At 42.2% G+C, this 16,229-nt stretch carries 13 protein-coding genes; 8 read left to right on the top strand and 5 right to left on the bottom strand.

What is annotated here, in order from left to right:
- Positions 1-301 precede the first annotated feature (301 nt).
- The 3 genes from AC3CHU_RS03520 (at position 302) to AC3CHU_RS03510 (ending at position 4,220) form a co-directional block, all read left to right on the top strand.
- Positions 302-1,615, top strand: a complete 1,314-nt coding sequence (locus tag AC3CHU_RS03520; protein ID WP_488525079.1) for a TolC family outer membrane protein — start codon at positions 302-304, stop codon at positions 1,613-1,615.
- Positions 1,615-2,226: an OmpA family protein gene (locus AC3CHU_RS03515; protein ID WP_145571319.1), complete on the top strand. Its 612-nt coding sequence runs from the start codon at positions 1,615-1,617 to the stop codon at positions 2,224-2,226. Before AC3CHU_RS03520 ends, AC3CHU_RS03515 begins: the two co-directional genes overlap by 1 nt.
- Positions 2,227-2,561: 335 nt before the next feature.
- Positions 2,562-4,220 carry an ABC transporter substrate-binding protein gene (locus AC3CHU_RS03510; RefSeq protein ID WP_488525078.1) on the top strand — a complete coding sequence of 553 codons (1,659 nt, stop codon included), beginning with the start codon at positions 2,562-2,564 and terminating at the stop codon, positions 4,218-4,220.
- Between the two features lie 100 nt (positions 4,221-4,320).
- On the opposite strand, the gene syd is transcribed toward AC3CHU_RS03510, so the two are convergent.
- Positions 4,321-4,866: a SecY-interacting protein gene (gene syd / locus AC3CHU_RS03505; RefSeq protein ID WP_488525077.1), complete on the bottom strand. Its 546-nt coding sequence runs from the start codon at positions 4,864-4,866 to the stop codon at positions 4,321-4,323.
- 131 nt (positions 4,867-4,997) lie between these two features.
- Between syd and queF the strand changes: the two genes are divergently transcribed.
- From queF to xni, 5 genes are all read left to right on the top strand, one after another.
- Complete coding sequence (gene queF, locus AC3CHU_RS03500) at positions 4,998-5,843, top strand: NADPH-dependent 7-cyano-7-deazaguanine reductase QueF (RefSeq protein WP_488525076.1); 846 nt, start codon at positions 4,998-5,000, stop codon at positions 5,841-5,843.
- A 58-nt stretch (positions 5,844-5,901) separates the two neighbouring features.
- A complete protein-coding gene (locus AC3CHU_RS03495) occupies positions 5,902-8,160 on the top strand; it encodes a tetratricopeptide repeat protein (protein WP_488525075.1) in 2,259 nt (752 codons plus the stop codon).
- Positions 8,161-8,278: 118 nt separating this feature from the next.
- Positions 8,279-9,844: a GGDEF domain-containing protein gene (locus tag AC3CHU_RS03490; RefSeq protein WP_237290352.1), complete on the top strand. Its 1,566-nt coding sequence runs from the start codon at positions 8,279-8,281 to the stop codon at positions 9,842-9,844.
- Positions 9,845-10,220: 376 nt separating this feature from the next.
- Complete coding sequence (ppnN, locus tag AC3CHU_RS03485) at positions 10,221-11,588, top strand: nucleotide 5'-monophosphate nucleosidase PpnN (protein ID WP_004734386.1); 1,368 nt, start codon at positions 10,221-10,223, stop codon at positions 11,586-11,588.
- A gap of 141 nt (positions 11,589-11,729) precedes the next feature.
- Positions 11,730-12,503 (top strand): flap endonuclease Xni, encoded by a 774-nt coding sequence (gene xni / locus AC3CHU_RS03480; protein ID WP_237290353.1) that lies wholly within the window; start codon positions 11,730-11,732, stop codon positions 12,501-12,503.
- A 94-nt stretch (positions 12,504-12,597) separates the two neighbouring features.
- On the opposite strand, the gene rlmM is transcribed toward xni, so the two are convergent.
- Genes rlmM through AC3CHU_RS03460 form a run of 4 tightly spaced genes read right to left on the bottom strand, consistent with a single transcriptional unit; the run spans position 12,598 to position 15,598 of the window.
- On the bottom strand, positions 12,598-13,689 hold the full coding sequence (gene rlmM / locus AC3CHU_RS03475; protein ID WP_004734383.1) for a 23S rRNA (cytidine(2498)-2'-O)-methyltransferase RlmM: 1,092 nt from the start codon (positions 13,687-13,689) through the stop codon (positions 12,598-12,600).
- Positions 13,686-14,084 carry a DUF423 domain-containing protein gene (locus tag AC3CHU_RS03470; protein WP_004734382.1) on the bottom strand — a complete coding sequence of 133 codons (399 nt, stop codon included), beginning with the start codon at positions 14,082-14,084 and terminating at the stop codon, positions 13,686-13,688. The genes rlmM and AC3CHU_RS03470 overlap by 4 nt, the downstream gene beginning before the upstream one ends.
- Positions 14,074-14,697 (bottom strand): alpha/beta fold hydrolase, encoded by a 624-nt coding sequence (locus tag AC3CHU_RS03465; protein WP_102536673.1) that lies wholly within the window; start codon positions 14,695-14,697, stop codon positions 14,074-14,076. Before AC3CHU_RS03465 ends, AC3CHU_RS03470 begins: the two co-directional genes overlap by 11 nt.
- The gene (locus AC3CHU_RS03460) at positions 14,690-15,598 is read right to left on the bottom strand and encodes a transcriptional regulator GcvA (protein ID WP_017080068.1); all 909 of its coding nucleotides are present in this window, start codon (positions 15,596-15,598) and stop codon (positions 14,690-14,692) included. The genes AC3CHU_RS03465 and AC3CHU_RS03460 overlap by 8 nt, the downstream gene beginning before the upstream one ends.
- Between the last annotated feature and the right edge of the window lie 631 nt (positions 15,599-16,229).

Raw genomic sequence — 16,229 nt, 5'->3', positions numbered from 1 at the left:
AAGCTCATTTATTGACAAGAAAAATAACTGGGTAATTTATCATCAAACAGCCCCTATAAAACACGCACTTTTATAGGCTTAAATTTTCATGTTTTAAATTTGTTTTATTTTTATCCAAACAATAATATTTTATTAAAGAATTAAAAATCGAACAAGTGATGTATATTTTTCGATTAAAAATAAGTTTGAAAGTTGTAATAACCTAAAAAATTGAATGGCATTCCTTAAGCAAGAGTCATTCATTCTAAATCAATAAAAACAAATAATGATGTAAATATTATTAACAAATTGGAGAATTTCTTTGAAGCTAATTTACTGTAGCTTACTGTGCAGTGGGCTTTTATTACCACTACCTTCTTGGGCACAGTCATTAGAGCAAGCGGTATCACAAACCTTTGCTACAAATCCAGAAATAAAAAGTGCGTTTAATGAATATATAAGCAAACGCTATTTAATTGATGCATCTACAGGAGCCTATAGACCGAGTTTAGATTTAGATGCAGGAATAGGGTATGAAGCAATTAATCCAGCTTCCGAAATCGCTCGCGGATCAACTGAGATGACACGCAGAGAAGCATCACTTACGCTAAATCAATTGATATGGGATGGTTCAAAAACTCTGAATGATATCGATCGTGTCTCTGCAGATGCTGAGTCAGTTCGACTACAATTATTATCGAATGCACAAAATACAGCACTCGACGTTATAAGGATTTACATTGAGACTATTGAAGGTTTTGAGATTCTCGCTCTATCAGAGAGTAATCTCGCGACACACGAAAAGATATACGTCGACATAAAAAAGCGTACAGACTCAGGTATCAGTTCAACTGCAGATCTTACGCAAATTGAAGCACGTCTAGCAAAAGCACATAGTAATTTAATCGCAGCTGAAAACAACTTGATTGACTCACAGACCACTTTCATTCGCCTTGTTGGGGAAGCTCCTCAATCCCTTATTTTTCCTCGAGCCGATAAAAACTTTATCCCATTAACGTTAGAGCTCGCTCAAGAGCAAGCCTATGAATCTCATCCTGTTATTAAAATATCACAAGTGGATGTTGAGTCTGCAAAATTCCAATATAAGCAAAGCCAGTCAAACTACTTCCCTACCCTTTCATTTGAAGCCAAGCAGAGTTGGAAAGAGGATGCTGGAGGAATAGAAGGTAGTAGTGATGAAACAACAGCGATGATACGGCTTAATTACAACCTTTATAATGGAGGTCGAGATTCAGCAAAGAGTTCAGAAATGGCTTACCAGTTAAACAAAGCCAAAGATTTACGAGAGAGAGCATATCGCTCAGTTAAAGAAGAACTACAACTGTCTTGGAGCGCTTTAGAAATGACATCTCAGCAAAAGGTCTTCCTTGCTGATCATGTGGATTCGGCCTCCGAAACCGTAATTGCGTACGAAAAACAATACTTAATAGGCAAACGTACTTTGCTCGATCTTTTGAATACTGAAAATGAACTTTTCGAATCACGAAAAGGTTACGTAGAAGCAAAACATTCCGAACAATACGCAAAATATAGAGTCCTTACTTCTACAGGTAACCTATTGAATGCATTGAGAGTTAACTTACCGAGAGAGTGGACAGATAAGGTGGATTACTAATGTACAAACAAACCATTTTTTGGTCTTTTCTATTTTTTACTTTCAACATTCAAGCAAGTGATGAGATTAGTTACATCCCAACCCCGAATGTAAGTCAAGTTGCGGACCAGTTTGACCAAGATAGTGATGGGGTCATCAATGAAAGAGACCTTTGCCCAGACACCCCTCAATTTGCTGAGATAGACAATGATGGATGTGGAAGCCTTGTTGAAACAGAGGATTCATATGTTATTCGAATCTTATTCAATAATGACTCCGATACAATAGATTCAATTTATGATCAGCAAATCAAAGGTATGGTTAACTTCTTAAAGCAGTATTCGAATACCGCAATTGAAATTCAAGGTTACGCCAGTAACGTCGGAAATCACCAATACAACATGGCTCTGTCGACACGTCGAGCTAAACAAGTTCGTAACAAAATAATAAATTTGGGTATAAAAGAAAGTCGAATAAGGATTGTAGGTTTTGGTGATACTCAACTGAGTTCAATAGGTATTGATGAAATAAGCCATGCTCTAAATCGAAAGGTTACAGCTACGGTTGTAGGGCATAAAGGTGAAGTAAAAGAAGAGTGGAATATATTTACAACTCTTCCAAAAGCACATTAACACGATATGATGGGATGCAGAGCATCCCATCTCCGTCTCAATATTGAGACTTTATAATAACAACCAAAAAACAACCATCTATTATTTATAAATAGTTATATTATTATCCAGAAAATAAATGGGGTGTTAAAATTAGCAATCATTAGCAATCACTTCCCGCCAATATAATACTAATAAAGTTTCATACATTACCAAAATCATCAAATAATGCTTATAACAACATCGTTAATAGCGTATGTACACCATATTCCAAACTCTATATTTAGATTAATTCAAATATATCCACAGAACTCGATTTACTTAAAAGCCCAAACACATTATATAGCGATATAAATATGACTGAAACATGCCTTCGCAGGCTAAACCAATTGTTGGGCCACTACGATCATTCAGTCCTTTATGAAGTTAACTTAGACGAACTGGAAAACGTGTTTGCCACCTCCCGACGTAACACATCCAACATTCTAAAAATTTTAGGAGACTACAATTGGATTTTCTGGCAACCAGGTGTAGGGAGAGGGAAAAGTAGCACCATCCAAATAACAGTTTCAATGTATCAAGCAATCTATCAAACCCTTAGCAGTGAAATAGAATCAAATAACTTTGACGTTATTGCTAAGATTCTATACGCCTATCAAGAGGTTGCGGCTAACGCTTTAAATCAAGCAATGCTTGAATCCAATAGGAATAAAGAGGCTTCAAATTCTCTCGTGATCACTCAATATCCCTGGGTCAATGAGTTAAACCCAACTTTAACTTACCGGTTTTCAGAGCTACAAATAGCTCGAAGTCTTTACGACACCTTACTCATAGTTAATGTACACGGGAAACTGGAGACGCAGCTGGCCTATGATTACAGGGTAGATGGAAAAAGTATCTACCTCTGGATCAGACCAGAAGTAATTTGCCATGATGGGTTGCCTTTGACTATAGATGATGTAATTTTTAGCCTTAGAGAACTAAAAAATACACAAGGTCCAGTTAATCTATTATTCAAGCAAGTTGAAGATATCTATTTCTCGGAGTCTGAAAGAGCCGTTTGTATTCAACTGGAAAGTGAAAACCCACTTTTCCTATACTGTCTCGCTACAGCGAATGCTTCAGTTTTTACTAGTCGCAACCTTTCCTTCTCGAAGAAGAGAAGTATACCAATCGGTACCGGTCCATTCTCACTATCTTGTTGGGATAAAGATAAGGTCGTACTAAGAAAGAACCCGCATTACTTTGCTAAAAACGCATTGCTTCAAGAAATAACACTTTCACACCAAGGCAGCGAACTTGAGCACTTTGTAAGTTTCAATCACCCTGCCCTCGAAACAGAAAAGCATCTAATCCAAGCCTTTTCATACTTAGCTTATAATATGCGTGAAAGTAGTGATATTTCTCCCCACACGATCAATAACCTTTTTAAGTACTTAAAATCAATTCGAAATCAATTTAGCGTCAGTGAAAACTTACACCCGATGACACTAAACGAGTCTTCCTCATGCTCTATAAACCCGATTTCGACACCGATATTAAGTGGAAAGTTGGTCTTAACGCACCCGAAATGGACAATTAAGTATCTTGAGAACCTTTCTAACTGGTTAATTAAAAAAATTTCCGAGACAGGTATAATCGTGGATGTCGTTATCTTACCCAATGCGAGCACACCAGAAATGCTTAGAGATCAAGCCGATCTCTTATTTGTAGAAGAGGTTATAGAACAACCCTTAGAGTTCGGCCTTTATGAATGGCTGTTAGCCAGCACTGCCATTCGATTTATTTACCCTTATGAACGACTCTTAGAACATACATCAGACCTTCATAAGCAATTAACAAATGAAGACCAACTACCGCAATTAGTCACACGGTTTAATCAACTATGTTCAGAAAGCTCTTTACTCCCACTTTTTTGGGGGCAAGAAGAAGTAGTTCAAGCGAAACAGGTTAATGGGCTTTACATAAACAAATCGGGATACAGTGATTTTTATAAGCTTTGGATCAATAACTAACCAGTAGTGTAAATATCATCGTCAACCTAGGCTTAGGTTGACGTCTCTAAAGTTCCAGTATCATAGAAAAACGTCACTAGACGAAATCACTTGCTTCACCTTATACCGCTGGTTGTAACTTGTTTAAAAATTCTGCCAATGTCTCGGCTAACACATCACGATTTTTGGTTCCCAAACGCTCTAAAACTACGTTACCCGTTAAGTTACAGATAGAGATAACATCCAGTTCAGCGTCAGTAGCTGCGATGAAAACCGTTGGCTTTAGCTTCAAACGACGCTGAGTCACTAGGTGGCCTAAGATGTTTTCTTGCAGGCATTCGAAGTCTTCATCACTCCAAATCTGTAATAACGTCAGATCGTTACCGTCAAAAGTCGCGTTCATATCTGCGCTGTATTGCGCACCGTAGAAGGTTTTGATGTCTTCATGCAGCGTCAACTCGATACCCGTTTCAACGTTAGTGAAATCCGCGAATTGCTCACGTGGATAGTTTTTCCATAACACGGCGTCGCCGCTCTTTTCTTCTACGCAATGCGACACAATATCAACCAACTCCTCATTGCGAGGTAAGCTTTGGTGTTGCTGCTGCCACGCGTCAACGTATCGCTGACTAAAAGAAAGTAGTGCGTCTTGAGCACGTTGAGTCATGAAAATCTCCTAAACACAAAATAATAAATAGAATCCGAGCCCTTTCAGCGCCGATTAAGCGATGACTTAATGACAGGGTAATAGGGATTCAGTAAAATCGACCCCATTCTAATCGAATTTGAAACGAAAGTATGAGCAAATATTCTGACGCAAAAGAGCTAGCGGGTTTAACCCTTGGCCAAAAAACTGAGTACTCTAACCAATACGATGCAAGTTTATTGCAGCCAGTACCTCGTAGCCTGAATCGTGATGACCTTGCGCTAAACGGTGACCTGCCTTTTGTCGGCCATGATATTTGGACGATGTACGAGCTTTCGTGGCTAAACACCAACGGCCTACCACAAGTGGCGGTGGGTGAAGTTTTCATCCCAGCAACGAGCCCAAATTTAATTGAATCAAAATCTTTCAAGCTGTACCTGAACAGCTACAATCAAACTCAATTCCAAAACTGGGACCAAGTCACTGAGCGTCTTACTCAAGACTTGTCGGCATGCGCTGGCGAAGCCGTGATTGTGAACGTTAACTCGGTAACCGACTACACCAACCAACCTATCGTAACGATGGAGGGTGACTGTATCGACAACCAAGACATCCAAATCACCAGTTATGATTTTGAAGCGTCATTACTTGAAGGTGCTGCTGGCGAGCAAGAAGTAGAAGAAACACTGCACAGCCACCTATTAAAATCGAACTGTTTGATCACCAACCAACCCGATTGGGGCAGTGTTGAGATCGCATATTCAGGCAAGGAAATTGACCGTGAATCACTGCTACGTTATTTAGTTTCTTTCCGTGAGCACAACGAATTCCACGAACAATGTGTTGAGCGTATCTTCACTGACATCATGAAATACTGTGCGCCATCGAAGCTAACCGTGTTTGCACGTTACACGCGTCGTGGTGGTCTGGATATCAATCCATACCGTTCAACAGAGCAAGATAGACCAAGCCACAATAAGCGTATGGCTCGCCAATAATCAGGCGTGAACCCACCCACACTTATTTGAACCTACCAATCTTTAAAGGGACATTGAAATGCGTTGGTTATACGTTGTTAGTCTATTTATTTTAAGCTTAAGCACATCGGTCAATGCGTCGGTTTATTCGTCGGCGCTACTCAATGAAGCCAATAACTTGGTTGAGATCGAGCCAAGCCAAGCAAAACAAATGGCCAACAGTTACCTAACGCTTCGTGTCCTTTCTGATCAACGTGAGAAAAGCCCTTCAGCGATTTCTCGCGAAGAGACAGACTCTTCAATTAGAACACCAAACAGCAGTATCGATGCGTATAAGATCTTAGCCAAAGCGGAATACAACCTAGGCAACATTCGTATTGCGATTAAAAACATCGATAAAGCCTCTGAGCTCGCAAAAACCTATAAGCTTAATTACTTAAAGCTGGATCTTCAGATCCTAAAAGTTCGCTTACTTTGGCTGAGTGACAGAAAGTCAGCCACAGCAACAGCAGAGCTGACAAGTATTGAAGCAAACCTAGAATCGGTGAATAAAACCTTACGTTTAACAGAGGGTATTACCTATCGTTTGATCATGCTGAAAGCTGATATCGCCTCTTATGACAATAAGGTCGACGAAGCTGAAAAGTTCTACCAAGAAGCGAAAATCTACCTCGATCAGCGTTACTCAGAAAAAGTTACCATCGACTACCACATCACGGTCGGTGAATTTTATCTGACTCACAAAGAGTACAATCACGCGTTATCTGAGTTACTGTATGGCTATTGGAAATCAGTAGAAGGCAATCTGAGTTCACGCTTAGCTAAGGTAAACCGCCTACTTGCGCAACTTTTCTTTGAGCGCCAAGTGTTAGATAAAGCATTAGAGCACCTCTCTCAAGCCGCTGATTTTTATGATAACTTTGAAAACTCTCCCATATTAGCTCAAGTACTTAAAAAGATGGGTGATGTGTACTTCTATCAAGGAAAATATAACCTTGCCCTAGTGCACTTTTTCAACGTTCTTGATCACGAAAGTACCGACAGAGATATACACCAAGTCATCGATATTCGTCTAAGTCTATCGGCAACTTACTTACGCCTCTATAATTACCCTCTAGCTGAGCAGTACTTAACCCGGGCCCTTGAACTACTAGAGTACACCGACATTCCAAAACTGGAAGGTCGTGCCGCACTATTATCAGCAGGATTGGCTTACCACCTGCAAGAGAGCGAAGATGTGATCAAGCATGCGACACGTGCACTTGAGATATCGCGTCAAGTAGAAAATATGCGTCTGTCGCAACGCTCATACTATTTACTTTCTTTGGGTTATGAACAGGCAGGTCGTCCACAGCAAGCATTGGCAAATCTCAAGCAATACAACAGCCTTGTCTCTTTAGAGCAGCAAAAACTCAACCGTGTTGGGGAAGACGCATTCCGCCAACAAAAAGAGTTTGCCGAACAAACCCTGCACTATGCAGGCCAAGAACAAGAGCTAGAGAAATACAAACTAGAACATCGTAAGTTCCAAAAGATTTCGTTTGCCCTATTCTTGTTCAGCATTGTCTTATTCTTCTTTGTGCTGCGCCGAGGCTACCTCATTCAAACCTTAGCCAAAGAGGTCGATTCACTGCGTACCGACCTCTTTACGCATTCCCGTTCTAAGCTTCCTAATCTAAGAATGCTGAATGCGAAACTCTCAAATTCATTGGAACAAACCAGCCAAACCTTTGAGCAATGGCAGCTTGGTGAACTGATTCATGAACCGCTCAACGACCGTTTACGCTTCGTGATGATTGACTTACCTTTCCTACGTAATATGTACACGCAGAACGGTTACAAAGCGGGTCTAGAACTCGAAGATGCTTTTGGCGAATTCCTCAAATCTAAGCTTGAAGGCCCAGCTCGTGTCTACCATTTCTCGGATGCGAACCTGCTTTATATCGAGCCCAACGCTGACCGTGATTTATCACCTGAGGCCCTGTTCAGAAAGATTCAATCTTGGGTTAATAACTTCGAACCCGAGCGAAACATCAATCGAACCGTCCGCATGGGCATCGCTGACTACCCGTTCCTACCACGTGCTTACACTGCAATTAACGACCAAGAACTGCTCGATGTGTTATTGATGTCGACTAATCTAGCGCGTGAGATCAGTCTCAAAGAGCGCAGCAGTCAATGGGTATACTTAAAAGCTATCGATAATGCGCCCGCAGCGAGCCTTGCAACTGGTAACATAAGAGAAGCGTGTAAACATGCGATTAATCAAGGGTTAATAAAGATACAATCGTCATACCAGAATGAGGACAACATCAAAAAAATGCTAAAAGATAACTAATTTGCGAGCGGTTAAGAGCGGCAAGCCGTGACCTTATTTTTAGTTTTGTTATTATCGATGCAACGGAATTTCATCAAAATGATCGAGCTCGGTCTACGCGGCGCTAATTAATACATCTATGGGCATTCTTGAAAAAGACATTCAGGCGCAACTCCACCAGCTGAAACTTCAGTTGGAGCAGGTCCGTTTGACGCAAAGAGACACCTCGTTCAAATTTATTAGAGAACAAAAAGTTCTAAAGCGTATCGTCACATCTTTAAGTGACGCATGTGTTGGCAGTAACAGCCATTTAGATGAAAACCTCATTGCCCTTCGGGAAGAGCTAGAAAAGCAAAAAGACATTAGCTCGATGATCCCAAAGCTGGCAGTATTAGAAAGGATGCTTAAGCAGAAAACGTTGGCTATGGATAAACAGAACGGATATCTGGACGATAGCATTAAGCACAGTGGGGAAACGCTGCAACGCATAACAGGCCTTCCAGCGCAGCTTAAACGCGACCTACGAAACTTACTTAGCTTCTCCGAATGCAATGGCAGTCAGAAAGTCGACCATGCCATGAAACTTCTCGGTATTTATGAGCGTGCCATTAAGATTATGGCGAATAACTCACGCACTCATTTTGCCGACGTTACGCATTCTCCGGAACAAGAACTCCTTTCCGACCTATCAAACGAATTACAACATCTGATCACTGAACTCGATTTCGAGGGTGAGTCGGGTGATTTGCTTACCGATATTCGAGCGAAACTACTACTGGGTGTTTCCACACAAAATCTGCTTGAGTTGACACTTCAGATCCTCAAACTGGTAATTGAAGGCACCAACTTAGAGCGTAAGAAGTCTGAACAATTTATCGATCAGCTAAACTCCTCGCTGGCCTCCAGTATCAAAACGGCAGACCAAAATGCCGATCAGAGCCAAAGTTACTTTGAGCACCGCCAAGGCCTTAACTCTGAGTTAAGTGAACTTGTCATTAAGAGCCAGAGCTCTGTAGAGAAAGCGAAGGAAATTGATAGTTTAAAGCGAACGATTAATCCGCTACTCACTGAAATCGCCTCTCTTTCAGAAAGACTGAATCACGCAGAACAGAAAGAACAAGCTCTAATAGAGAGAATGAGTTATGGAAAGACTCAGTTAGATTCACTCTATGAAGTCACCCAAGATTACCGCAAGCGCTTAGAAGATCAGGCTCAGCGTATGCTACTTGACCCGCTCACTAAAGTTTACAATCGCACCGCCTTTACTGATCGCTTAGAACTTGAGTATCGCCGTTGGATTCGTGCACAACACTCACTGCGCGTAGTGCTGCTCGACATCGACAACTTCAAAGCCATCAACGACAGCTTTGGTTATACCGCGGGTGATAAGGCACTTAAAATCATCGCGAGAACTATTACTAAAGAAGCAGGCACAACCGATACCGTGGCTCGCTTTTCTGGTGAAGAGTTTGTCTTGCTGTTGCCAGAACAAACCGATGAATATTGCCACCAGGTGATTCAAAACATCCAAGCTCAAGTAAGCCGCCTACCCTTTAAGTTCCGTGACCAACAAATCACGATTACCTTGTGTGCGGCAAGTACTCAGTTTAAAGAGTCTGATACGCCTGAAGAAGTATTAGAGAGACTTAATAAGACGCTAAACAAAGCAAAGCAACGCGGTACCAACCAACTTGTTTGGAACTAAGTCAGCCTTAGATTTAATTTATTTCATTTTTTCAAATACTTATCACATACCATTTCCCTCAATGTTTGCTAAGCTAATGATTAACATTCGCTTAACAAGCATTCTTGGCAAGCAATGCTGTATATACGCTCTTAATTTATTTTATATTAGCTCTTAAGCATCTATACATCTGCTATTAAGCACCCATGTATATACTGTTAAGCACCTGCATATAGACTGTTAAGCAAGATTATATAATCCATTAAGCAACGCTGTCGTAACCGTTTCGTCTGGTTAACTCTCTCCCCTTTAACCAAACACTTTCAACGTTTGCTTCTCACTCTCGAGTCAGAGGGTCACTTCAACGTCCCCCTGCTCTTTTCAACAAGGAGGCACTATGATCACTCATATCAGCCCTGCCGGTAGCATGGATTTACTCTCTCAACTTGAAGTTGAGCGTCTTAAGAAAACCGCGTCTAGTGATCTGTACCAACTGTATCGTAACTGTACGTTAGCGGTACTTAACTCGGGAAGCCACACCGACAATTCCAAAGAGTTGCTCGACAAGTATCAATCGTTTGATGTTGAAGTCGTGCGACGTGAGCGTGGTATCAAGCTCGAACTAAGCAACCCACCAGAGCATGCCTTTGTCGATGGTGAAATCATCAAGGGTATCCAAGAGCACCTATTCTCAGTGCTGCGTGACATTGTCTACGTCAACATGCATCTTGCAGACAACCAAAGACTCAACCTGACTAATGCCACTCATATTACCAACCTCGTATTTGGTATTTTGAGAAATGCAGGTGCACTTACGCCGGGCATCGAACCTAACCTGATCGTGTGTTGGGGTGGCCACTCAATTAATGCCACTGAATACCAATATACTCGTGAAGTAGGTAATGAACTTGGCCTACGTGAACTCAACATCTGTACGGGTTGTGGACCAGGTGCAATGGAAGGACCAATGAAAGGCGCGGCTATTGGTCACGCTAAGCAGCGCTATACTGATCATCGTTACTTAGGGTTGACTGAACCATCAATCATTGCAGCTGAGCCACCAAACCCGATAGTGAACGAACTGGTGATCATGCCAGATATCGAGAAGCGTCTTGAGGCATTCGTTCGTATGGCGCATGGCATCATTATTTTCCCTGGTGGCCCCGGTACGGCTGAAGAGTTGCTGTATATCTTAGGGATCATGATGCACCCAAATAACGTCGACCAACCCATGCCGATTGTATTAACGGGTTCAAAAGAGAGTGAAGCTTACTTCCGCTCTATCGATAAGTTCATCGGTGAAACCCTCGGGGAAGAGGCTCAGAAACACTACGAAATCGTGATTGATGATCCAGCACGCGCAGCGAAAATCATGAAACAAGCGATGCCAGATGTACGTTCTCACCGTAAAGAGACCGGCGATGCTTATAGCTATAACTGGTCACTGCATATTGAGCCTGAATTCCAACTGCCCTTCGATCCAACACATGAGTCTATGGCGGCACTTGATCTTCATATGGACCAGAAAACAGAAAGCCTTGCGGCTAATTTACGCAAAGCGTTTTCTGGCATTGTGGCCGGTAACGTCAAAGCCGAAGGTATTCTAGAGATAGAGAAACACGGCCCATTCTTGATTGATGGCGACAAAGAGCTGATGACCAAAATGGACCAACTGCTGAATGACTTTGTTGAACAACATCGCATGAAACTACCGGGTGGCACTGACTACGTTCCTTGCTATAAAATTATGCCTAGCAGCGAATAACAACAAGTGATTGATAACACGCCATAAGCATAAAGCTAAACAAGTCATGACGTTTACGTCGCCAACGTTTCAACTCACTAAGTGATACGTTACTATAAGGGGCTAGCAGCCCCTTATTTATTGCCTATTTAGTGGAAACTTATGTCTATCCATCTTGTTATTATCGATGCTTTGAATCTCATCCGACGCGTTCACTCTGTTCAGCCGGACCCAACCGATATTGCAAGAACCATCACCACCACTGCTCGTACTCTTAATCGCATCCTAAAAGAATCAAAGCCAACCCATATCATTGCAGTATTTGATCATCATTTACAAGATCGAGGCTGGCGCGCTGAAGTCCTTCCAGCCTACAAGCAAAACCGCAAGCCGATGCCTGAACCATTAATGAAAGGCCTTGATGCTATCCAACAAGCTTGGTGGGAGTTAGGGATTGATTCACTGCTATCTGATGGTGATGAAGCGGATGATCTAGTCGCTACTCTCGCTAAGAAAGTGGCCGATCACGGAGAAACGGTCACCATCATCTCGACGGATAAGGGCTACTGCCAACTGTTATCACCAACGCTACAGATCCGTGATTACTTTCAGCATCGTTGGTTAGATAAACCCTTTATTGAAGCTGAGTTCGGTGTAAAGCCGGAACAACTCGCTGACTACTGGGGATTAACGGGCGTCAGCTCAAGCCAAGTGCCGGGGATTCCTGGAGTTGGACCAAAAGCAGCCAAAGAGATATTAACAACGTATCCAGATATAGAAACGGCATTCCTAGCTGAAGACTTACCGAAAAAGTATCGTAAGAAATTCGATGAGCATATTGAATCAGCTCGCGTATGTAAGCTCGTTTCAGCACTCAAAACAGACATCGATTTGGGCTTCAATCTTCAAGACATTCGCTACGAAGCTCATTCTTAACTCCCGATAATGCGATGAGCAGATACAAAAAATGCCCCTTAAAGGAGCATTTTATTGGTCACTGACAGTACTAAATTTTCACTTAAGTGAATAATTAGTACGGTGAGATATTCGAAAGCGACTGAATATGAACCGTGATCTCTTCGCGATCGTGGTAAAGGTGCTTCGCCTGCATCTTGAATTTAACTTTGTTATCAATCAGGAACTGTTTCAGGTTCTCGATATCCTGCAGTACTTCATCGTAACGGCCTTTCATTGGCAGTTTAAGGTTGAACAATGCTTCTTTCGCCCAGCCTTTGATGATCCACTCACCCATTAAGTGAGCAACACGAGCTGGCTTCTCAACCATGTCACAGATAATCCAAGTCACGTTCTTACGGTCAGGTTCAAATTTAAAGCCATCTACCATATGGTGCTTGATTTGACCCGTTTCCATTAGGCTGTCCGCCATCATGCCGTTGTCAACACAGTGAACGAACATAGAACGCTTAACCAGTTGGTAAGTCCAACCACCTGGACACGCGCCTAAATCTACGCCCCACATACCTGGAGCAAGACGCTCATCCCACTCATCACGAGGGATGAATACGTGGAACGCTTCTTCTAGCTTCAATGTAGAACGGCTTGGCGCATCTGATGGGAACTTCAAACGAGGAATACCCATAAAGAACTGTGAGTTATTGGTTGGGTAAGAGTAACCGACCAAGCAATGACCCGGAGCGATAAAACATAAGTGAAGCACAGGCTTCTTAACATTGTCTTTCGCTGTCATCAGGCCTTTACCACGCATAGCTTGACGCATTGGCACGGTAAACTTACGGCAAAACTTCAAAAGCTCTTTCGCTTCATTGGTGTCAGGCGTTTCAATACGGATGTCGCCACAACGTGGGAAACCTTCTTTCTCAGAAAGCGCCTCAAGAATTGGAGAAATACGATCATCAGTCGGCAGATCTTTGATTTCAGCTGCTACCGCGATCATTTGACGAGCAAAGATCAGCGATTGGAAGTCGATCTCTTTAACCAATTTATCAGCTTCGCCTGCTTGATAACATTCAAACAATACAAAGCCTGTATTGTTCTTTAAGCGAGGAAAACCAAACACTTCCAGTTGTGTTGCCTTGTCTTGAATTTCGCCAGCACATTCTTTTTCAAAACCAGAGCGACAATAAAGTAGTACGTGTTTCACTGAGTTACCTCTTTTATATTCAAAGCAGCGAAGGAGAAGACTCCCCAACCAATGATAAATAGTAGACCACCAAACGGAGTGATAGGGCCAAACCATTTTATTCCTGTCAGTGCCAAGCCATAAAGGCTGCCACTAAAACAAAGGATGCCGATGATAAAGCAAATTGCCGCAATGAAAAAATATTTTTGTGATTTAGCGCCAAGTTTCATCTGCAGCAGAGCGCCACACGCCAATATCGCCAAAGTATGGATAAACTGATACTGAACACCCGTCTCAAACACGCCTAGCAGATATTCAGGTAAAATAGCTTTCAACCCATGAGCCGCGAAGGCACCAAGCATCACAGCAATCGCACCAGAGATACCTGCAAACGTGAGTAAATACTTACTTCTCATTGAGTACCTCTTTGATAAACGCTGACAGCTTCTCAACGGTTAAGGCAATATTCTGCTGCTCTGTGTAACCAGAACTCTTACGAGGCTTAAAGCTGTGATCACCGTCTGGGATAAATTCAACACGAATAGAATCCGACAGGTCGAAATCAGCAAACTCTTCACGCTTACCAAAGGTATCGCGCTCACCCTGCAAAATAAGACATGGCTTTTGTAACTCAGCTAAGTGCTCACCTTTGTACTTCTCTGGCTTACCAGGAGGGTGGAAAGGAAAGCCTAAACAGGCCATTGCTGCCACCTTATCAACTTCAGACAAATGGCTCGCCATACGCCCTCCCATCGATTTACCGCCAATCACAAGTTTATCGGCATCGCACTGCTCAATGATGCCTTGGTAAGCTTCAAGCAGCTTAGGGGCTCTGTCAGGTGGACGACGCTTGCCATCTTCAGCACGTTTAATCATATAAGGGAAATTAAAACGAATCACTCGTATCCCTTTAAAGGCTAACCCTTTTGCCACCGACTGCATGAATTCATGATCCATACCTGCGCCAGCACCATGTGCAAAGACAAAGGTGATTGGATTGTCTTCACCGTCAATGATGACGTTATTCATCGAGTAAATCCTCTTGTTCACTTTGCGCTTTCGCCAGCATCCAATCGCGGAAGGTGGCGATACGGCCCATATCGGCTTGTTTCTCATGACAAACCACATAGAAGGCATTTTTGCTCACCAACACTTCGTCAAAAGGCGCAATCAAACGACCCGCTTCGATTTCAGGTTGCGCCAACACGTTGTTACCCAGTGCAATACCTTGGCCGTGAGCTGCTGCCTGCAACACCATGGTTGAGTGACTAAAGATAGGACCGTGATTGACGTTTACCCCATCGATGCCATTTTGCTTAGCGAACTGCTTCCAATCCTTTCGAGAAGTATCATGTAATAGCGTATGACATGCCAAATCGCTTAGAGATTCTAATGGTTTGGTACCAAGCAACACTGAAGGTGAGCAAAGAGGGATCAAGTATTCTTGATAAAGCTTATCAGCTCTAAGCCCCGACCAATTACCTCGACCATAATAAATAGCTACGTCTACATCATCGGTCAACGAGCCTTCATCCATATCAACGGCTTTGATTCTTACATCGATATCCGGTTCTTGCTGATTAAAATCAGCCAACCTTGGCACCAACCATTGAATCGCAAAACTTGGCGGTAAACTGATGGTCAATGCGCCCTTCTCACTTCGCTCAAGCACTTTGTCTGTCGCTTCTGCCAGTGATGTGAAAATATCTTTGATATCCAAGAAGTAGCTTTGACCTTCTTCCGTCAGCAACAAAGAACGGTTTCTTCGACGAAACAGCTTCAAAGACAAGAATTCTTCAAGCGCTTTAATCTGATGACTCACTGCAGCTTGAGTAACAAACAACTCTTCTGCAGCGCGCGTAAAACTCAAGTGTCGAGCAGCGGCTTCAAACACTCTTAGCGAGTTTAATGGGGGTAATCGACGAGACATAGGTACTCTCTAAATAAGCATTAGTTTTTTTTATCTGAAACATTATAATTTGTCCATTGCCTAGCGGCCAGAGAAATTCTATATTTCATCCCGCAGCAGCTAGCCTGAACGGCTTGATTCTCTCTAGAATCAATTGGTTTAGCTCCTGCGATGTTGTGTTTGCAAACTCGTTCTTTTCGAGTTGGGTAGAGTTCTACCAAATGTTTTGTTGCAGTTCTATACTGAAACGAGACATGTACTTCCTGTATTTATTTTGACCTGTCTGTCAAATTTGTTTACACCGCCTTATGGGCGGTGTTTTTTTATGTGCAAAGAAAAATAACAATAAGTTTATCAATAGCTGTACTAATTAATCTTTGTTATTTTTCGTCGTTAATCACAGAATCAGACACCCACTCAAATAATCAACTGAACACATACAAATACAACCATTGAATAGCACTAAAAAGTAACAGAGTTCCTCAGGTACTCACACTTCTTCGGTCACCTACAAGCCAACTCAAACCCCATCATTTCAATCTCAGAATCTCAAGACAGAGCATGATGATAACTCGACAAACTCGCGACTCTTACTGCCTACTGTAAAACAATCACAATAGAAAATAAAAAAGCCGCTTACTTTTCAGTAAAC

Source organism: Vibrio sp. QJM3NY_39, assembly GCF_057785895.1.
Note: the sequence above shows the minus strand (reverse complement) of the source record. Positions and strands in the feature narration are given on the sequence as shown.

Bases quoted from the DNA above. Each gene is read 5' to 3' on its own strand.
- AC3CHU_RS03460 (WP_017080068.1), bottom strand. From the start codon at position 15,598: ATGTCTCGTCGATTACCCCCATTAAACTCGCTAAGAGTGTTTGAAGCC.
- AC3CHU_RS03465 (WP_102536673.1), bottom strand. From the start codon at position 14,697: ATGAATAACGTCATCATTGACGGTGAAGACAATCCAATCACCTTTGTC.
- queF (WP_488525076.1), top strand. From the start codon at position 4,998: ATGAGCAAATATTCTGACGCAAAAGAGCTAGCGGGTTTAACCCTTGGC.
- ppnN (WP_004734386.1), top strand. From the start codon at position 10,221: ATGATCACTCATATCAGCCCTGCCGGTAGCATGGATTTACTCTCTCAA.
- syd (WP_488525077.1), bottom strand. From the start codon at position 4,866: ATGACTCAACGTGCTCAAGACGCACTACTTTCTTTTAGTCAGCGATAC.
- AC3CHU_RS03510 (WP_488525078.1), top strand. From the start codon at position 2,562: ATGACTGAAACATGCCTTCGCAGGCTAAACCAATTGTTGGGCCACTAC.
- xni (WP_237290353.1), top strand. From the start codon at position 11,730: ATGTCTATCCATCTTGTTATTATCGATGCTTTGAATCTCATCCGACGC.
- AC3CHU_RS03490 (WP_237290352.1), top strand. From the start codon at position 8,279: ATGGGCATTCTTGAAAAAGACATTCAGGCGCAACTCCACCAGCTGAAA.
- AC3CHU_RS03470 (WP_004734382.1), bottom strand. From the start codon at position 14,084: ATGAGAAGTAAGTATTTACTCACGTTTGCAGGTATCTCTGGTGCGATT.
- AC3CHU_RS03515 (WP_145571319.1), top strand. From the start codon at position 1,615: ATGTACAAACAAACCATTTTTTGGTCTTTTCTATTTTTTACTTTCAAC.
- AC3CHU_RS03495 (WP_488525075.1), top strand. From the start codon at position 5,902: ATGCGTTGGTTATACGTTGTTAGTCTATTTATTTTAAGCTTAAGCACA.